This is a genomic window from Pseudomonas sp. JDS28PS106, assembly GCF_036706555.1.
In the GTDB taxonomy this organism is placed as follows: Bacteria; Pseudomonadota; Gammaproteobacteria; order Pseudomonadales; family Pseudomonadaceae; genus Aquipseudomonas.
The window spans coordinates 259,541-277,848 of the sequence record NZ_JBAJGT010000004.1 but is presented as its reverse complement, the minus strand read 5'-3'; the positions used below and the strand labels follow the sequence as shown (position 1 = coordinate 277,848).

Below are 18,308 nucleotides of genomic sequence, written 5' to 3'. Positions count from 1 at the left end.
TTACTGCATGACTACTCAGAACGTTGGCGTTATCGGCTTGGGCGCGATGGGCCTGGGCATTGCCCGCTCCCTGCTGCGCAGCGGCTTCAATGTCCATGCTTGCGACGTGCGCACCAGCGTCACTGAAGCTTTCGCCCAGGAAGGCGGCGTGGCTTGCGAATCCCCTGCCGCCATGGCCGCGTCCTGCGACGTGATCATTACCGTAGTGGTCAACGCCGAGCAGACCGAAACCGTATTGTTCGGTGAGAACGGTGCCGTTGCGGCCCTGCGTCCTGGCAGCCTGGTCATCGGTTGTGCCACTGTCGCGCCGACCTTCGCGGTCGAGCTGGGCGAGCGTCTGGCCGCACAGAATCTGCTGTACCTCGATGCGCCGATCTCCGGCGGTGCCGCCAAGGCCGCCGCTGGCGAGATGACCATGATGACCTCCGGCCCCGCCGACTCCTACGCCAAAGCCGAAGCCGTGCTGGCCGGCATGGCAGGCAAGGTCTACCGTCTGGGCGACGTTCATGGCCTGGGTTCCAAGGTCAAGATCATCAACCAGCTGCTGGCGGGTGTGCACATCGCCGCCAGCGCCGAAGCCATGGCTCTGGGCCTGCGCGAAGGCGTCGATGCCGACGCGCTGTACGAAGTCATCACCAACAGCGCCGGCAATTCCTGGATGTTCGAGAACCGCGTTCCGCACATTCTGAAAGCCGACTACACCCCGCTGTCGGCCGTGGACATTTTCGTCAAGGATCTGGGCCTGGTCCTGGATACCGCGCGCACCAGCAAATTCCCGCTGCCGCTGTCCGCCACCGCTCACCAGATGTTCATGCAGGCGTCCAGCGCAGGTTTCGGCCGCGAAGACGACTCGGCCGTGATCAAGATTTTCCCGGGCATCGACCTGCCGAAAGCCAAGGACTGAGGAATCACCATGACTTCGACTTCCTCCCGCCCTTTGCTGGGCTGCATCGCCGACGACTTCACCGGTGCGACCGACCTCGCCAACATGCTGGTACGCGGCGGTATGCGCACTGTGCAGAGCATCGGCATTCCAACGGCTGAAATGGCCGCGGGCCTCGACGCCGACGCCATCGTCATTGCCCTCAAGTCGCGCACCACGCCGACCGCCGAAGCCGTCGAGGAATCCCTTGCCGCGCTGGAGTGGCTGCGCGAGCGTGGCTGCGAGCAGATCTTCTTCAAGTACTGCTCGACCTTCGATTCCACGGCCGCCGGCAATATCGGCCAGGTCAGCGAAGCACTGCTGGAGAAGCTGGGCGGCAACTTCACCGTCGCGTGCCCGGCTTTTCCGGAGAACGGCCGGACCATCTTCCGTGGTCACCTGTTCGTCGGCGACCAGTTGCTGAACGAATCGGGCATGCAGAACCATCCGCTGACCCCGATGACCGACGCCAATCTGATTCGTGTGTTGCAGGCCCAGACCAGCAAGAAGGTCGGGCTGCTGCGTTACGACACCGTCGCCCAGGGCGCCGACAAGGTTCGCGAGAAAATCGCCGAACTGCGCGCCGAAGGTGTGGGCATGGCTATCGCCGACGCGCTGAGCGACGCCGACCTCTACACCCTCGGCGAAGCCTGCGCCGACCTGCCGCTGCTGACCGGCGGCTCGGGTCTGGCGCTGGGTCTGCCGGGCAACTTCCGCAAGGCTGGCAAGCTGCGCGATATCGATGCCGCGCAGCGCATCGAAATCAGTGGCGGCGAAGTGGTGCTTGCCGGTAGCGCTTCGGTTGCCACCAACGGTCAGGTCGCGGCCTGGCTGGAAGCCGGTCGCCCTGCCCTGCGCATCAATCCTCTGGATCTGGCAGCGGGCAAGCCGGTGGTCGAACAGGCCATTGCTTTCGCACGCGATGCAGGCCAGACCGTGTTGATCTACGCGACCAGCACGCCGGATGAAGTCAAGGCGGTGCAGAAAGAGCTGGGCGTCGAGCGCTCGGGCGCCATGGTCGAAGAAGCACTGGGCCAGATCGCCAAGGGCCTGCTGAACGCAGGCGTGCGGCGCTTCGTGGTCGCCGGTGGCGAGACTTCCGGCGCTGTCGTGCAGGCGCTTGGCGTGCAATTGCTGCAAATCGGCGCGCAGATCGATCCGGGCGTTCCGGCCACCGTCAGCAGTGGCGCACAGCCGCTGGCACTGGCGCTCAAATCCGGCAACTTCGGCGCGCGCGACTTCTTCGCCAAGGCCCTCAAACAACTGGCGGGAGAAGCCTGATGATCGACGAACAGGCTTTACGCCAGGAAATCTGCGACGTCGGCAGACTGCTCTATGGTCGTGGCTACACGGTCGGCAGCGCGGGCAACATCAGCGCCCGTCTGGATGACGGCTGGCTGATCACACCGACCGACGCCTGCCTGGGCCGCATGCATCCGGACGAGATCGCCAAGGTCAATCTGGCCGGTGAATGGGTCTCCGGCAACAAGCCGTCGAAGACGCTGGCGCTGCACCGCCAGGTCTATGACCGCAATCCGGAAGTGGGCGGCGTGGTGCACACCCATTCGACGCATCTGGTCGCGCTGACACTGGCCGGCGTCTGGCAGGACGATGACATTCTGCCGCCGCTGACGCCCTATCAGGTCATGAAAGTTGGCCATATCCCGCTGATTCCCTATCAGCGCCCCGGCTCGCCGGTGGTCGCCGAGCGTGTCGCGCAACTCGCCAACAGCGTGCGCGGCGTGATGCTGGAACGTCTGGGCCCGGTGGTCTGGGAAAGTTCGGTCGCCAAGGCCTGCTATGCCCTGGAAGAGCTGGAAGAAACCGCTCGTCTGTGGCTGATGACTGACCCGAAACCCACACCGCTTCAGACCGCGGCTCTCGATGAGCTGCGCGAGGTGTTCGGCGCCAAGTGGTAGCTCGCTGCTGAGGCACGAGGCCTTGCGAGGCCTCGAGCTCCGGTTCAAATCCGTCACCCCGGCATTGCCGGAAAACAATAACAATCAGGAATGAAAAGCATGACTTATTGCCATTCTCAGGTTGCCCGCTCGCCTATGTCCGTCTCGCTCGATTCCTGTGGGAGCACGCTGGCATGACCCCGTTGATGTTGATGCTTGTCGCCGGCGCCGGTATCGCGCTGTTGCTGTTTCTGGTTCTGAAGTACAAATTCCAGCCATTCGTGGCACTGATGCTGGTCAGCATCATCGTTGCGCTGGTCGCTGGCGTGAAACCCGCCGACCTGGTCGCGACCATCGAAGGCGGCATGGGCAAGACCCTTGGCCATATCGCGATCATCATTGCCTTGGGCGCGATGATCGGCCGGATCATCGAGCTGTCCGGCGGCGCCGAAGCGCTGGCCCGCACCCTGATCGACCGGTTCGGCAACAAGCGCACCCCGCTGGCCCTGACCGTCGCCGGCTTCATGGTCGGTATCCCGGTGTTCTTCGAAGTGGGCGTCATCATCCTGATGCCGCTGGCCTATGGCGTGGCACGAGCAGCGCGCAAGCCGCTGCTGATCTTCGCCTTGCCGATGTGCGCCGCCCTGCTCGCCGTGCATGCGTTCCTGCCACCGCACCCCGGTGCGGTCGCGGCGGCCAGCCAGTTGGGCGCCGACCTGGGTCGCGTGCTGATGCTGGGCATCCCGATCGTCGCCGTGCTGTGCGTGATCGGCTACTTCGTCGCCGGTCGCATGACCCGCAAGACTTACCCGATGACCGACGACATCCGTGCTGAAGTCTACGGCCCGCACGTCACCAACGAAGACCTGGAAGCCTGGGCGCGCAACGACTATTCCACCGTCCGCGAAGCCACTCACACCCAGACTTCAGGTGTCGAAGAGAGCGCCGGCAGCCTGGCCGCCAAGCTGCCGCCCGCGCCTGCGCCAGGTTTCGGCCTGATCATCGCGCTGATCCTGTTGCCGATCGTATTGATCCTGCTCGGCACGCTGGCGACCACGCTGCTGCCCGCCGAATCCACGCTGCGTGGCGTGCTGACGGTACTGGGTGCTCCGCTGGTCGCACTGTTGATCGATACCCTGCTGTGTGCCTGGCTGCTGGGCTCGCGCCGTGGCTGGAGTCGCACTCAGGTGTCCGACGTGATCGGTTCGGCGTTGCCCGGTGTGGCCATGGTGATCCTGATTGCCGGTGCCGGCGGCGTGTTCGGCAAGGTGCTGGTCGACACCGGTATCGGTGCCGTAGTCTCCGAAGCGCTGCGCACGACCGGTCTGCCGGTACTGGCGCTGGGCTTCCTGCTGACGCTGCTGCTGCGCGCGGTCCAGGGTTCGACCACGGTCGCGCTGGTCACCACCGCCGGTATTCTCAGCCCGCTGATCGCGACCCTCGATCTGAGTGCCAACCACATGGCACTGCTGTGCCTGGCAATGGGCGGTGGCGGTTTGGCCATGTCGCACATCAACGACGCCGGTTACTGGATGTTCACCAAGCTTGCCGGCCTGAACGTGGCCGACGGCTTGCGCACCTGGACGGTACTGGTCACGCTGCTGGGCACGCTGGGCTTCGTGATTACCCTGCTGCTCTGGCCTTTCGTCTGACCCTTTATCGAGAATATTGGAGCCCCTATGCCTCGTTTCGCCGCCAATCTCAGCATGCTGTATCCGCAGCATGATTTCCTCGATCGATTCCAGGCCGCGGCCGCCGATGGCTTCGGCGCGGTCGAGTACCTGTTCCCCTACGCGTACACCGCGCAGGAACTCAAACAGCGCCTGAGCGACAACGGACTGGTCCAGGCGCTGTTCAACGCACCGCCGGGGGACTGGGACAAGGGTGAGCGCGGCATCGCTTCGCTGCCTGGCCGCGAAGCGGAATTCCGCGACGGCGTCGCCCGCGCGCTGGAATACGCTCAGGTGCTGGGCAACGACAAGGTTCACGTGATGGCCGGTCTGTTGCCGAACGAAGAACTGCGCCAGCGTCATCAGGCCGTCTACCTGGAAAACCTGGCATACGCCGCCGGCCAGGCCAAGACCGCGGGCGTGACCATCCTGATCGAGCCGATCAACACCCGCGACATGCCGGGGTTCTTCCTGAATCGTCAGGATCAGGCCCAGGCAATCTGCAAGCAGGTCGGTGCCGACAATCTCAAGGTGCAGTTCGACTGCTACCACTGCCAGATCGTCGAAGGTGACGTCACCGCCACCCTGCGTCGGGATTTCGCGGGCGTGGGCCATATCCAGATCGCCGGCGTGCCGGACCGTCACGAACCGGACATGGGCGAGTTGAACTACAACTGGCTGTTCGACGAAATCGACCGTCTTGGCTACACCGGCTGGGTCGGCTGTGAATACCGTCCCAAGGGCGACACTTCACAAGGTCTCGCCTGGCTGCGGGCTCTACAGAGCCGGTAGTGCCGCATGGCCCGGGCGCAATGTCCGGGCCATTATAAAGCCATCACGTTCGCCGTGAATCACAACGTTTCACAGCATTTTACAGCCGCGATCAGTAAGAATCGGCGAAGTCCTTTTCGCACCCTTCTTTCGCGGACCTTGCTCGGTAAGGTCAGCCTTATCTTGCGAGGCGCCATGAACGTTCAACCCAACTCCAATGTGCCCGGCGATTCCCTTCCCGACTTCGACGCCAAACTGCGCCGCAGCCTGTCGACCAACAAAGACCAGAATGCGAAGAAGCCTGATCGCATCGCTACGGACAACGAAGTCTGGCCGCCGATCGATGGCACCAAGGTGTCGGTTCTGGAAAACGGCGACATGCATTACGAGCGCGATGGCCAGGGCGTCATCGTGGCAGCTTCGACCAACCCGCAACTGTTCAAATTCCTCACCCAACTGCTTGATCTGAACGAGTCCCCGTCCCAGAAAGCCCAGATCGACAAGGCCATCGAAGACGGCACCCCCGTTGCCGACCGCAACACCGAAATGCCGGCCTGGGGCGACATCAAGAGTTTTGAATGGCAAGGCGACCTGGAGACCGCCGAGGTGGTCACGCTGGTCAAGCACGATGGCGAAAAGATCACGGTATCCAAGGCGCTGACCCCCGAGCTGTTCGCCGCCGCCCAGCAGATGGGCCTGTCACGCTTCACGCTGGAGGACCGGGTCAACAACGCCGGGCGCGAGCTGGCGGACGAAAACCTGTATGTCGCCGAACATGACATCGTACTGACCGGCTCGAGGGATGAATTCGGCAACGGCGTCATCCAGTTCGAAACGCGCGACGGCAAAAAGTACGTGGTGTCTGAATTCCAGAACAAGGAACTCTATGACCGGGTCGCCGAGGTCAACAGCTCGAACGTGCAGGGCGACGTGCAGAAGATTCGCGACGAGCACGGCATGGGCAATCTCGACGAGCTGGACATCCTCAGCAAGAAAACCGGCGTGAAGTCCGACGAGAAAGACAAGGACTCCGCGGAGCTGACCGTGGTGGAGCTCGCCACCAAGAACCTGATGGACAAGTACCAGAAGCTGGTGGACGAAAAGAAAGTCGACAAGGACAGCGATATCTACAAGCTGGTCATGGCGATCCAGGCCAAGGCGTCGATGGAAAGCGGCCGTACCATCACACCCTATATCGAAGACCCGCGCGGCGGGGAGACCTGGCGCAAGTTCGATGACGAAGGCGAAACCCTGACCGATGCCGACATGCAGGACATCCTGGACGGCAACAGCATCGACAAGGCACTGACCGAACTCTTCGCCAGCGGCGACGGCGAGAAAGACAAGATCGGCAAGGAATACCAGGCCGAGATCGATGCGGCCATCGAGAAGGTCAGCGGCAGTGACAAGGAGTCGCTCGCCAAGGACCTGCACGGCAAACTCACCAGCCTGGAATTCGTCGAGTATCTCAACGATCTGGAAAAGGCGGGCAAGAATTCCGAAGGCCAGGCCGAGGTCGCGCGGCTGCTCTCCAGCCTCGAACTGCTTGATCCTGAACTGGCGAAAGACGCTCAGAACGAGCTGAAGAAAAACAGTGTCATGGCCGAAGTCGACAAGCTGATGGCCGATCCGGGCGGCATTCCGGACGAGTACAAACAGCTGGCGCTCAAGGACATCTTCTCGGCGCTCAAACAGGGCATCAAGGGCATGGCGGATCTGCCGCGCCGCACCCAGGACACCATCGAGAAGTTCATCAACGAGCTGCTGGAAGACAAGACCAAGCTCAGCGACTTATCCAGCCAGCTCGACAAGCTCAACGCCGGCGAGATCACTCAGGCGCAATTCGAGGAAAACCTGGCCGGCAAGTACGTCGGCGCCGAGGACAAGGAAGGCTTCAAGAAAGCCATCGGCAAGCTCAATCAGGGCGGCGTGTTCGGCACCGCGGCGGGCTTCACTTCACTGGGCGGCGCCATTTACATGCTGTCGGCCAAGAACGGCCAGCTCAGCGACGATCCGCTGGAGCGTCTGGCGATCGCCAAGGATTTCATCACTTTCCTGGGCTCGGGCGCGCAGTTCGAGAAAACCGGGGTATTCGATCTGTTTACCCATACCAACACTGCCGAACTCCTGGGACTGAGCAAATCCGTACCGGAAATCTGGGGCAAGGAAGGTCTGTGGGGCGCCAAAATCGATGAGGCGCAAAGCACCCACAACGTGCCAGGCGTCGACGAAGGGCTGGAAAGCCGGCTGGGCAGCGTGTACGAGCTGGAGAGTATCCGGGTCGGCAGCAGCATCGGCGACGTCATGGACCAGATCGGTCTGATCAACGAGGTCAACGAAGCCGGCACGCTGTCCCAAGACGTCAGCCGCGAGCTGCTCGACGATATCGTCAAGCGCTCCGGCGGCACACCGCCCGCCGATTATTCGAAATACGGCAACCTTAATGAACTGGCCGAAGACCTCAACCTGAACATCACTCAGGAAACGATCAGCCAGAGCATCGATGCGCAGCGGGCCGCCAGCGGCCTGCCGCCGCTGGACGCCGATGACGCCAGCAACCTGGCAGCGGACCTCGAGCGCGCCGCCAACACACCGGTTCCGGAATCCGTTTCCAGCTCCGGTTACGCCAGCTACTCGGATTCGGTCTACAAACTGTACTCCGATGCCGTCGACCATTTCATCGCCCGCGACCTGACGCCGCCAACCCGCGAAGCCTTCGTGGCGGGTATCGAGGAGCAGCTGGAGCGCAACGGTCAGACGGTGCCAGCCGACAACGAGCGGGTGAACCTGAGTGAAATGCTTGGCAACGGCGAAATCGACCGCGAGTCGATCAACGTCATGCTTGAGACCGACAACCGCCCGGTACCGGCCGACGATGTCGTCGACAACATGCGCGCGTCAGTGGGCCAGGCCGTCGCGGGCAATGGTGGCGCGGGCAGTCTGTTCGATGTACAGAGCGTGACCCAGAATATCGAGAGCGTGGGCAGTGCCGACGCGCCGAAAGTGCCGGGCGTTTCCGCGCGTATCGCCGGTTCGGTGGTCAAGGTGTTGGGCGTCGCGCCGGATATCATGAGCATCGCCGACATCGTGATGGGCGGCATCGCCATCAAGGACGGCATCAAGTCCGGCAGTGACTTGGCGATTGCCAACGGCAGCCTGCAGATCGTGTCCGGCGTCGCCGGCACCATTGCCGGCGGCATCGGCATTGCGGGCTTGCTGGGTCCCATCGGTGCCATTGCCGGCGCGACCGCTCCCCTGTTTCTGATTACCGCGGGTCTGGGGATTATCACCGGGATCATCAGCGTGTTCGTCGATCACCAGAAAAAACAGAAGGCCACCGACAAGGAAGGCCAGTGGTTCAAGGACCAGGCGGAAATCGGCTTCGCCCAGGACGACTGGGGCGACAAGCTGGAATACGCTCGCTACAGCTTCTACGAATACGACGGCCGGGACGCGCCGACGGACCAGAGCATCTTCGATTACCAGACCGAGGAATGGAAACACTTCCAGGAAACGCCGCAGGACCAAGGCTCATCGATGATTCGCCTGGACGAAAGCCTGCACAAGGACCAGAACGGCATCTACGGCGAAAACACCAACGGCCTGCCGATGGACGTCTACAACAAGGCCTTCTACGAAGCGCACAAGGAAGAGATCGAAACCATCCGCGACAAGTGGGATGACTGGAACGGCAAGGACGATATCGTCAGCAAGAAAGACCTGGAAAAGATCCTCAACGACGGCGACGACAAGGAAAAGGCCGCGGCGAAGTTCCTGCTCAACGACACCGGCTTCTTCAACCTGCTGGACAGCCTCTGGAAAAAGGACAAGGCCGACACCAAGATCAGCACCGACGATCTGGACACCTGGCTCAAGCTGATCGACGTCGTGGAACGCACACCAGGCGAATCGGTGTTCTACGAAAAGCCCAAGCCACAGATCCGCTACCGCTAACTACACACCCCTGTAGGAGCCAGCTTGCTGGCGATGCAAACGACGCGTTGTATCTGACTCACCGCATCGCCAGCAAGACGGATCGCCGCCCGCTGGCTCCCACAAGCAACCACGTGCCCGAATCTTTCCGATTTATCAGGCGGTCACCGTGGGAGGGAGCTTGCTCGCGACAACATGAATGCGCTGCCGAGCCGCTGTCGGCCAGCTGTAGGAGCGGATTCATCCGCGAAAAGGCCGTGGCAGACACCGTATTCGGTGGGCTTGGCGATTTTTCGCGGATGAATCCGCTCCTACGGGTCCTATGCGCCTTCGCCTGCGGGGATGTCGAACTGGTCCTTGATATAGCGGATTTCGGTACGCCCGTGCGGCGCGGGCAGGCCGTCTTCGCCGAGGTTGACGAACACCATCTTCTCCACGGTCAGGATGCTCTTGCGGGTGATCTTGTTGCGCACCTGGCAGGTCAGGGTGATCGAGGTGCGGCCGAATTCGGTCGCGGTGATACCCAGCTCGATGATGTCGCCCTGCCGGGAAGCGCTGACGAAATTGATTTCGGAGATGTACTTGGTGACCACGCGCTGATTGCCCAGTTGAACGATCGCGTAGATGGCCGCTTCTTCATCGATCCAGCGCAACAGGCTGCCGCCAAACAGGGTGCCGTTGGGATTCAGATCTTCGGGTTTAACCCATTTGCGGGTATGAAAGTTCATGTGCACTCCTGACCATCTGCCATAAAGATGCCCGACATCATGGCAGAGCATCCCGCCCGCGCCCATGATTTCGCTGTATCGCCTTCATTCACGAATTTTCCAGGCCGTCGCCAGCTCGACCGTTCTCGGCGTCCACCACTTACCCGGCAGCCGGTTGCGCGACCGATACTTGTGAATGATCTCATCCAGCACGCGGTTGACCTCCTCCGCCGCCGTCGCCTGCAACAGCATCTGATCCGCGCGCAGCAGCACCTCGGTGTTGTCGCTTGTCTGCATGAACAGATGCAGGGACGGGAAGATCACCGCCTTGCGAATGTTGCCCGCAATGGTGCGAATTTCCCGCTTGCGTTTTTCTCGCATCGCAGCGCCCAGCACGGTCGATGACGGGTCCTGACCACGCAGGCTGTCGAGCAGGCGGCCGGCGCCTCGCAGGTCATAGCGGTTGAACTCCAGCGCCAGCCATTGCAGACGGGTGGCATCCGTTGCCAGCGCGTCCAGTTGCTCGATGTCGTTCTGCATTTCGCGGGTCAGGGTGAACGCCGAACCGCTGCCCCCCGCCTCGACTCGCGTGTTCAGACGCATCAGGATCTCACGCGTCCTGGAACGCCAGGCCACCGCTTCGCTGACCACGCTGCCGGCTGCCAGCGGCTGGATGTCGGCCAGCATGGCATCATCGAGACTGAACAGGGCCTCGGTCAGCGACGCGAACTCGTAGCGCTCCCGCCGCGCCGTGCGCTCGACCAGATGCGCGGTGACCGCCTGCTCCAGGCGCTCCTGCAGATGGTTGCGAATCTCCCGGCTCATGGTGAAATTCAGCGTGCCGCCCAGCGCGCTGGAAAAATCGCCCTTCTCGGTGCGCAGAGGAACGATGACGGTCTGCGCGGCAAAGGTCTTGAGGGTCAGATTCTGATACTCACGGCCCGCCGCTACCGGGGCACCGACGAACCAGTCTTTCAGCACTTTTTTCAGCCCCCCGCGCTCGCCGGACGAAGGGGCTTTTTCGAATTTCAGAATCAGCATGTCCGACCCGGACAGCAGGTCGGTCGCAAGAGCCGGGTCCACCAGTTGCGGCACTGGCGTATTGAGCAGGACTCCGCCGTCCTGAAAGAAGGTCAGCTCATCGAGTTCCTGAAATCCGAGCCCACTCTGGCCCGGCTGACGGAAGACTACCGGCAGGGACGCGGAAACGTGGGCCGCGATGGCGATGTCCAGGTCGGGCGTCAGCGCCGCGCTGAACACCACCAGTTGGGGGACTTCACCCAGCATGGCCGTGCCGGTGATGTTGAGCTGCTTGATCTGCGGAATATGCCGGTTGAGCACCGCCAGGTCATTGAAGGTCACGACTCCGCCTGCCTCCAGACGCTTGCCAATGGCCAGGATTTCGGCGGGATGGCCTTCGTTTATCAGCGACAGCACCGCGATGCGCGTCTGATCGCGGATCAGCGTTTGCAGCGGCACGGCTTCCGATTGCACCCGTGGCAGCACGCTCAACAGCAGTCGCGTAAAGCCGCCGACGGTGCCCGGCAGGGCTTTTTCCGCCATTTCCCCCACCCGGGCAAAACCGCGCTGCAACCAGCTGACGGCTTCGTTGGGGCTGTCGAGCAATGACAGCAGATCGGTATCGTCGCTCAGCGCATCGAAGCGTGCCGCGTCCATGCCCGAGGCGATCAGGGCGGCCATGATGGCGCCGGCCGACGAGCCATGCACCGAAGCGATCCCCGGCATCACGCCAAGCTTCTCCAGGGCGGTCACGGCGCCCGAATAGGCGAAACCCTTGGCTCCGCCGCCGCTCAGAATGAGCCTGGCAATGGGTGCGCCGGCCAGTTCCAGATGGCAGGTACCGTCCGCTTGCCCGGTGATAGTGATATGCCTGGGGCCTGCATCGCGAACGAGAATGTCTGGTTCGCCAGACGACACGCCGCCGGCGCTGGACTCGAATCCATTCGAGTTGAAATTCATGGTGTTGCTCCTTGCGCATTCGCGCTATGACGGAAAGCGGCAACTGCCGGCTTCCATGTGAACGGCTTCGAGGTTACGAGCCGCGCCGACGCAAGGTGCGGTAAATGTATATATCGCCATACAGCTGCGGCAGAGCCTGCCGATACACAAGGAACCGATAGAAAGCCTTGGGTCCGGAACCCAGCGCGGCTATACTGCCGGACGTTTCAAAACGGTCATCATCGCTCGATGCCGTTCCCGCCACCTGTCCGAGGGGCGCTGCAGCAGGTTTCCTGTCAGGCTCGGATGGGGCGTTGCTTGATCGGCCGACCGGCCGGCCAGCCTTAAACGCACAACGGCGCCCATTCGCATTTTTATGGAATGGAGACTCTCAATGAGTGCTGTAATCACGCCCGCAGAATTCAACGACTACAAGGTCGCCGACATTTCCCTGGCTGCCTGGGGCCGCCGCGAAACCTTCATCGCCGAATCCGAAATGCCGGCTCTGATGGGCCTGCGCCGCAAGTACGCTGGGTCCCAGCCGCTCAAGGGCGCGAAGATTCTGGGCTGCATCCACATGACCATTCAGACTGCCGTGCTGATCGAGACCCTGGTTGCCCTGGGTGCCGAAGTTCGCTGGTCGTCCTGCAACATCTTCTCCACCCAGGACCAGGCCGCTGCCGCCATCGCCGCCGCCGGCATCCCTGTTTTCGCCTGGAAAGGCGAGACCGAAGAAGAATACGAGTGGTGCATCGAGCAGACCATCCTCAAGGACGGCAAGCCTTGGGATGCCAACATGATCCTCGACGACGGCGGTGACCTGACCGAGATCCTGCACAAGAAATACCCGGCGATGCTGGAGAAGATCCACGGCGTCACCGAAGAGACCACCACCGGTGTGCATCGTCTGCTGGACATGCTGGCCAAGGGTGAGCTGAAGATCCCGGCAATCAACGTCAACGACTCCGTCACCAAGAGCAAGAACGACAACAAGTACGGTTGCCGTCACAGCCTGAACGACGCGATCAAGCGCGGTACCGACCACCTGCTGTCCGGCAAGCAGGCGCTGGTGATCGGCTACGGCGACGTGGGCAAGGGTTCGGCCCAGTCCCTGCGTCAGGAAGGCATGATCGTCAAGGTCACCGAAGTCGACCCGATCTGCGCCATGCAGGCCTGCATGGACGGTTTCGAAGTGGTTTCGCCGTTCATCAATGGCGAGAACGACGGCACCGAGGCATGCACCGACAAGGCGCTGCTGGGCAAGATCGACCTGATCGTCACCACCACCGGTAACGTCAACGTCTGCGATGCCAACATGCTCAAGGCCCTGAAAAAGCGTGCCGTGGTGTGCAACATCGGTCACTTCGACAACGAAATCGACACCGCTTTCATGCGCAAGAACTGGGCATGGGAAGAGGTCAAGCCACAGGTGCACAAGATCCACCGCACCGGCGCCGGTTCGTTCGATCCGCAGAACGACGACTACCTGATCCTGCTGGCCGAAGGTCGTCTGGTGAACCTGGGCAACGCAACCGGCCACCCAAGCCGCATCATGGACGGTTCGTTCGCCAACCAGGTACTGGCCCAGATCTTCCTGTTCGAGCAGAAGTACGCCGATCTGTCGCCGGAGCACAAGGCCCAGCGTCTGACCGTCGAAGTGCTGCCCAAGAAGCTGGACGAAGAAGTGGCGCTGGAAATGGTGCGCGGCTTCGGCGGCGTGGTAACCAAACTGACCAAGACCCAGGCCGACTACATCGGCGTGACCGTCGAAGGTCCGTTCAAGCCGGATGCCTATCGCTACTGATTGTCGGGGCATGCCTGCTCCCTTGTAGGAGCGGGCTTGCCCGCGATCGAGCGCATGGCGCTCGCGACCATTGTCCGGAGGTCGTTCCGACCTTTTCGCGGACAAGTCCGCTCCTACACGAGATCGGCGTCTATCCGAGCTTTCGCGGATGAATCCGCTCCTACATGAGATCGGCCCTATGAGCCAAGTCCGTCGTTTCAGCTTCGAGTTCTTCCCGACGAAGACCGACGCTGGCCATGAAAAGCTGCTGACCGTCGCGCGTCAGCTGGCAAGCTACAACCCCGATTTTTTCTCCTGCACCTACGGTGCCGGTGGTTCGACCCGCGACCGCACGATGAACACCGTGCTGCAGCTGGAAAACGAAGTGAAAGTACCTGCCGCGCCGCACCTGTCGTGCGTCGGTGACAGCAAGCAAGACCTGCGCAGCCTGCTCGCCCAGTATCGCGAGGCCGGCATCAAGCGCATCGTTGCCTTGCGCGGCGACCTGCCGTCCGGCATGGGCATGGCCAGCGGCGAGCTGCGTCACGCCAATGATCTGGTGACCTTCATTCGCGAAGAAACCGGCAGCCATTTCGACATCGAAATCGCCGCTTACCCGGAAATGCATCCGCAGGCGCGCAACTTCGAAGACGACCTCAAGCACTTCGTCAACAAGGCCAATGCCGGCGCCGACAGTGCGATCACCCAATACTTCTTCAATGCCGACAGCTACTTCCATTTCGTCGAGCGCGTGGAGAAGCTGGGCGTGACCATCCCGATCGTGCCGGGCATCATGCCGATCACCAACTACACCAAGCTGGCGCGCTTCTCGGACGCCTGCGGCGCGGAAATCCCGCGCTGGATCCGCAAGCAACTGGAAGCCTACGGCGACGATACCGCCAGCATTCAGGCGTTCGGCGAGCAGGTCATCACCGAAATGTGCGACCGTCTGCTACAGGGCGGCGCGCCGGGCCTGCATTTCTACACCTTGAACCAGGCTGAACCAAGCCTGGCGGTCTGGAACAATCTCAAGCTGCCCCGCTGAGATCGACCGACCAACGCGGGTCCGCGGCCTTGCGCCGCAACCCGCGCCGTTAAGCGGCAGGAAAGCAGCGCGCTGCGTTTGCTCTGTTATACTCCAGCCTTCCCGCCAGGCTTACGCCCGGACGCTCGGTCTTGCAGAAGTCACCTCGTTCACGCCTATAGCGCATTTTTCATCCCGCGCCGACGTGACAAGATGCACTAAAGACCCCGCAGGACCGGACGGGATCGCGTTGTCCATACACGCCATTCGCGCCAGGCAAGACATCCCTTGAGCTTAAGCTCCAACAGAACAGGATTACTCATGTCCTTTGCTTCCCTCGGTCTCTCCGAGGCTCTAGTCCGCGCCATCGAGGCAGCGGGCTACACCCAGCCTACTCCGGTGCAACAGCGGGCCATTCCCGCCGTGTTGCAAGGTCGCGACCTGATGGTGGCGGCACAGACAGGTACTGGTAAAACCGGTGGCTTCGCCCTCCCGATTCTGGAGCGGCTGTTTCCCAACGGTCATCCGGACAAATCCCAGCGTCACGGCCCGCGCCAACCGCGTGTGCTGGTCCTGACCCCGACCCGCGAACTGGCCGCGCAGGTGCACGACAGCTTCAAGCTATACGCCCGCGACCTGAAGTTCGTCAGCGCCTGCATCTTCGGCGGTGTCGGCATGAACCCGCAGGTCCAGGCCATGGCGCGCGGCGTCGACGTGCTGGTGGCCTGCCCCGGCCGCCTGCTGGACTTGGCCGGCCAGGGCAGTGTCGATCTGTCCCACGTTGAAATCCTCGTGCTCGACGAAGCCGACCGCATGCTGGACATGGGTTTCGTACACGATGTGAAGAAGGTCCTTGCGCGCCTGCCCGCCAAACGCCAGAACCTGCTGTTCTCGGCGACCTTCTCCGCCGACATCACGGCGCTGGCCGGCAAGTTGCTGCACAACCCGGAACGCATCGAAGTCACGCCACCCAACACCACGGTCGAGCGGATCGAACAGCGTGTCTTCCGCCTGCCTTCGAGCCACAAGCGTGCCCTGCTGGCGCATCTGATCACGCTCGGCGCCTGGGAACAGGTACTGGTCTTCACCCGCACCAAGCACGGCGCCAACCGTCTGGCCGAGTACCTGGACAAGCACGGCCTGAGCGCTGTCGCGATCCACGGCAACAAGAGCCAGAACGCGCGCACCAAGGCGCTGGCCGACTTCAAGGCCGGTGACGTACGTATCATGGTCGCGACCGACATCGCCGCACGCGGCCTGGACATCGACCAGCTGCCGCACGTGGTCAACTTCGAGCTGCCCAACGTCGATGAAGACTACGTGCACCGTATCGGCCGTACCGGCCGCGCCGGTCGTACCGGTGAAGCCATCTCGCTGGTGGCGCCGGACGAAGAGAAGCTGCTCAAAAGCATCGAGCGCATGACCAAGCAGAAGATTCCGGACGGGGATCTGATGGGCTTCGACATGTCGGCGGTCGAAGCCGAGAAGCCGGAAGTACGTGAGCGGCCCGATACCCGCAATGGGCGTGGCCGTGGACAACGCAGCGAAGGCGACAAGAACAACGGTGGCCGTCGCGACAAAGGCAAGGACAAGGGCAAGGAAAAACCGGCCGCGGCTGCGTCCGGTGAAGAACGCCCTGCCCGTCAGCCTCGCGAAAGAAAACCGCGCCAGGGGACACCACGTGGCGAGCAACGCGCCGCCCAAGGCGCTCCGCGTCCGGCTCCGGACCGCGCTCCCGACGAGTTTCTGGATGACGATGTCGATAACTTCGGTAATCGTGCCGACTACGTGAGCCCGTATCAAGGCAAGCAGCAAGGTCGTGGTCGCCGTCCAGGTGCCGCCCCGGCTGCTGGCGGCGCGGCTCGCCCGGCAGGTCAGGGTCGCAACACCAATGGCAGCGGCCGTAGCGGTTCCAGCAACGGCACCGGCGCGCCCAAGCGTAACGGTTCGGCTCCGCGCAACGGCGCGCCGCGTGACGGTCAGGCGCGTAACCGCCGTCCAGCTCGCGACCAGCGTCCGGAACCGGCGGTCAACAATGCGCGTGACAGCCAGCCGCAACCGAAAATCATGCACAAAGAGTCGAAGCTCGACCGTTTCCCGTCTGCTGAGCAACTGGACCAGTTGCCAAGCCGGCCACGCGGCGAAAAGCCGGCCCTGCTGACGCGTAATCGCGATAGCTGATCGCCGACAGAAACAAAAACGCCCCGACTGGTTCGGGGCGTTTTTGTGTTTGTATCATCGCCAGCAAGCTGGCTCCTACAGTATGTGTAGGAGCCAGCTTGCTGGCGATAGCGGCTTACTTCTTCTGCAGACCTTCGAAGCTGATGTTCAGGTCCAGGGTCTGGGAAGTCGGGCCTGGGCCTTTGATGCCGAAGTCGTTCAGGTTCAGGGTCGAGGTGCCGTCGAAGCCTGCGCGGTAGCCGCCCCACGGGTCCTTGCCTTCACCGTTGAAGGTGGCCTTGATCACGATCGGCTTGGTGACGCCGTGCAGAGTCAGGTCGCCGGTCACGTCAGCAGTTTTCTCGCCAGTGGATTTCACGCTGGTGGAGACGAACTTGGCTTCCGGGTACTTGGCAACGTCCAGGAAGTCCTTGCTGCTGATGTGCTTGTCGCGCTCGGCATGGTTGGTGAACAGGCTGGCGGTCTTGAGTTCGACCGAGATCTTGCTGGCCTCGGGCTTGGCGGCATCGAAGCTGAACTCGCCATTCCAGTCCTTGAAGGTACCGTGGATGAAGCTGTAACCCAGGTGGCTGATCTTGAAGTCGACGAAAGCGTGCTGGCCTTCCTTGTCGATCACATAATCCGCAGCCATGGCCTGACCGGCGGACAACAGAGCGGTACCCAGAGCCAGTGCAGCGAGAGACTTCTTCAACATACTTTTATTCCCGTTTTTGGTTGAACGATCAGTGGCGACCCAACATGCGCTTGAGCGTCACGTCGCGGTCGATGAAATGGTGTTTCAGCGCAGCAAGACCGTGGAGCACCGCAAATACAACGATGGCCCAGGCCAGATACAGGTGAATCGTGCCCGCGGTCTCCGCCTGATCAGCCAGCCCGCTTACCAGAGCCGGCACTTCGAACAGGCCGAACACCGGAATGCCGACGCCGTCAGCCGTGGAAATCAGGTAACCGGCGATCATCACCGCGAACAATGCCGCATACAGAAATAGATGCACCAGGTGAGCGCCGATGCGCGTCACTCGGCTGTAACTGTCCAGCGGCGGTGGCGGTGGGCTGATCAATCGCCAGGCCAGGCGAATCACCATCACGGCGAACAACGTCAGGCCAATGCTTTTATGCAAGTCCGGCCCGGCCTTGCGCCAAGAGTCATAGTAGTCCAGACCGACCATCCACAACCCCAGTGCGAACAGACCGAACACTGTAATGGCGACGCCCCAGTGCAGAATGATGCTGAGCAAACCGTAACGCTCGGATGAGTTATGTAGCTGCATTGCCATTACCTTGTTAGAAGTGCCAACAGACTAGCTTCTTATTTATCGATTGAAAGCGCAAAATTTCGCTCTGACTCATCTAAAAACTCGATGACACTTCGCTGACTTGGAAACCGCCGTTGATGTCAGATTCGTCAGCAAGCGTTTCAGCGCTGTTACGCCGCTGAGCATCGGGACAAATCCATTCAG

13 protein-coding genes and 1 riboswitch are annotated in these 18,308 nt (G+C 62.0%); of the genes, 9 read left to right on the top strand and 4 right to left on the bottom strand.

The features are described 5' to 3' along the window. Positions 1 to 7 precede the first annotated feature (7 nt). The 6 genes from ltnD (at position 8) to TRP66_RS08570 (ending at position 9,215) form a co-directional block, all read left to right on the top strand. Positions 8 to 904 (top strand): L-threonate dehydrogenase, encoded by an 897-nt coding sequence (gene ltnD / locus TRP66_RS08595; protein ID WP_333401099.1) that lies wholly within the window; start codon positions 8 to 10, stop codon positions 902 to 904. A 9-nt stretch (positions 905 to 913) separates the two neighbouring features. Then, entirely contained in the window at positions 914 to 2,203 is a 1,290-nt protein-coding gene (gene otnK / locus TRP66_RS08590; protein WP_333401098.1) for a 3-oxo-tetronate kinase, read from the top strand. Beyond that, on the top strand, positions 2,203 to 2,841 hold the full coding sequence (otnC, locus tag TRP66_RS08585) for a 3-oxo-tetronate 4-phosphate decarboxylase (protein ID WP_333401097.1): 639 nt from the start codon (positions 2,203 to 2,205) through the stop codon (positions 2,839 to 2,841). Before otnK ends, otnC begins: the two co-directional genes overlap by 1 nt. 173 nt (positions 2,842 to 3,014) lie before the next feature. Further along, positions 3,015 to 4,472: a GntT/GntP/DsdX family permease gene (locus TRP66_RS08580; RefSeq protein WP_333401096.1), complete on the top strand. Its 1,458-nt coding sequence runs from the start codon at positions 3,015 to 3,017 to the stop codon at positions 4,470 to 4,472. A 27-nt stretch (positions 4,473 to 4,499) separates the two neighbouring features. Further along, positions 4,500 to 5,282 (top strand): 2-oxo-tetronate isomerase, encoded by a 783-nt coding sequence (otnI, locus tag TRP66_RS08575; protein WP_333401095.1) that lies wholly within the window; start codon positions 4,500 to 4,502, stop codon positions 5,280 to 5,282. A gap of 174 nt (positions 5,283 to 5,456) precedes the next feature. Further along, positions 5,457 to 9,215, top strand: a complete 3,759-nt coding sequence (locus TRP66_RS08570; protein ID WP_333401094.1) for a hypothetical protein — start codon at positions 5,457 to 5,459, stop codon at positions 9,213 to 9,215. A gap of 299 nt (positions 9,216 to 9,514) precedes the next feature. Here TRP66_RS08570 and TRP66_RS08565 read toward each other — a convergent pair whose 3' ends face one another. Beyond that, the gene (locus tag TRP66_RS08565; protein ID WP_333401093.1) at positions 9,515 to 9,922 is read right to left on the bottom strand and encodes an acyl-CoA thioesterase; all 408 of its coding nucleotides are present in this window, start codon (positions 9,920 to 9,922) and stop codon (positions 9,515 to 9,517) included. 84 nt (positions 9,923 to 10,006) lie between these two features. After that, positions 10,007 to 11,881: a patatin-like phospholipase family protein gene (locus TRP66_RS08560; RefSeq protein WP_333401092.1), complete on the bottom strand. Its 1,875-nt coding sequence runs from the start codon at positions 11,879 to 11,881 to the stop codon at positions 10,007 to 10,009. 244 nt (positions 11,882 to 12,125) lie between these two features. Further along, a riboswitch (S-adenosyl-L-homocysteine riboswitch) is annotated at positions 12,126 to 12,231 on the top strand. Between the two features lie 23 nt (positions 12,232 to 12,254). Between TRP66_RS08560 and ahcY the strand changes: the two genes are divergently transcribed. The 3 genes from ahcY (at position 12,255) to TRP66_RS08545 (ending at position 16,848) form a co-directional block, all read left to right on the top strand. After that, positions 12,255 to 13,664: an adenosylhomocysteinase gene (gene ahcY, locus TRP66_RS08555; RefSeq protein ID WP_333401091.1), complete on the top strand. Its 1,410-nt coding sequence runs from the start codon at positions 12,255 to 12,257 to the stop codon at positions 13,662 to 13,664. A gap of 178 nt (positions 13,665 to 13,842) precedes the next feature. Then, complete coding sequence (gene metF, locus TRP66_RS08550) at positions 13,843 to 14,688, top strand: methylenetetrahydrofolate reductase [NAD(P)H] (protein ID WP_333401090.1); 846 nt, start codon at positions 13,843 to 13,845, stop codon at positions 14,686 to 14,688. A 300-nt stretch (positions 14,689 to 14,988) separates the two neighbouring features. Then, the gene (locus TRP66_RS08545; RefSeq protein WP_333401089.1) at positions 14,989 to 16,848 is read left to right on the top strand and encodes a DEAD/DEAH box helicase; all 1,860 of its coding nucleotides are present in this window, start codon (positions 14,989 to 14,991) and stop codon (positions 16,846 to 16,848) included. Positions 16,849 to 16,963: 115 nt separating this feature from the next. Here TRP66_RS08545 and TRP66_RS08540 read toward each other — a convergent pair whose 3' ends face one another. After that, positions 16,964 to 17,542 (bottom strand): YceI family protein, encoded by a 579-nt coding sequence (locus TRP66_RS08540; protein WP_333401088.1) that lies wholly within the window; start codon positions 17,540 to 17,542, stop codon positions 16,964 to 16,966. 28 nt (positions 17,543 to 17,570) lie between these two features. Continuing rightward, positions 17,571 to 18,119, bottom strand: coding sequence for a cytochrome b (locus TRP66_RS08535; protein WP_333401087.1), 549 nt, complete (start codon positions 18,117 to 18,119; stop codon positions 17,571 to 17,573). Positions 18,120 to 18,308 lie beyond the last annotated feature (189 nt).

Excerpts from the sequence above, each read along its gene's own strand:
- otnI (WP_333401095.1), top strand. The coding sequence starts at position 4,500 with ATGCCTCGTTTCGCCGCCAATCTCAGCATGCTGTATCCGCAGCATGAT.
- TRP66_RS08540 (WP_333401088.1), bottom strand. The coding sequence starts at position 17,542 with ATGTTGAAGAAGTCTCTCGCTGCACTGGCTCTGGGTACCGCTCTGTTG.
- ahcY (WP_333401091.1), top strand. The coding sequence starts at position 12,255 with ATGAGTGCTGTAATCACGCCCGCAGAATTCAACGACTACAAGGTCGCC.
- TRP66_RS08560 (WP_333401092.1), bottom strand. The coding sequence starts at position 11,881 with ATGAATTTCAACTCGAATGGATTCGAGTCCAGCGCCGGCGGCGTGTCG.
- TRP66_RS08570 (WP_333401094.1), top strand. The coding sequence starts at position 5,457 with ATGAACGTTCAACCCAACTCCAATGTGCCCGGCGATTCCCTTCCCGAC.
- TRP66_RS08565 (WP_333401093.1), bottom strand. The coding sequence starts at position 9,922 with ATGAACTTTCATACCCGCAAATGGGTTAAACCCGAAGATCTGAATCCC.
- TRP66_RS08580 (WP_333401096.1), top strand. The coding sequence starts at position 3,015 with ATGACCCCGTTGATGTTGATGCTTGTCGCCGGCGCCGGTATCGCGCTG.
- metF (WP_333401090.1), top strand. The coding sequence starts at position 13,843 with ATGAGCCAAGTCCGTCGTTTCAGCTTCGAGTTCTTCCCGACGAAGACC.
- otnC (WP_333401097.1), top strand. The coding sequence starts at position 2,203 with ATGATCGACGAACAGGCTTTACGCCAGGAAATCTGCGACGTCGGCAGA.
- otnK (WP_333401098.1), top strand. The coding sequence starts at position 914 with ATGACTTCGACTTCCTCCCGCCCTTTGCTGGGCTGCATCGCCGACGAC.
- TRP66_RS08545 (WP_333401089.1), top strand. The coding sequence starts at position 14,989 with ATGTCCTTTGCTTCCCTCGGTCTCTCCGAGGCTCTAGTCCGCGCCATC.
- TRP66_RS08535 (WP_333401087.1), bottom strand. The coding sequence starts at position 18,119 with ATGCAGCTACATAACTCATCCGAGCGTTACGGTTTGCTCAGCATCATT.
- ltnD (WP_333401099.1), top strand. The coding sequence starts at position 8 with ATGACTACTCAGAACGTTGGCGTTATCGGCTTGGGCGCGATGGGCCTG.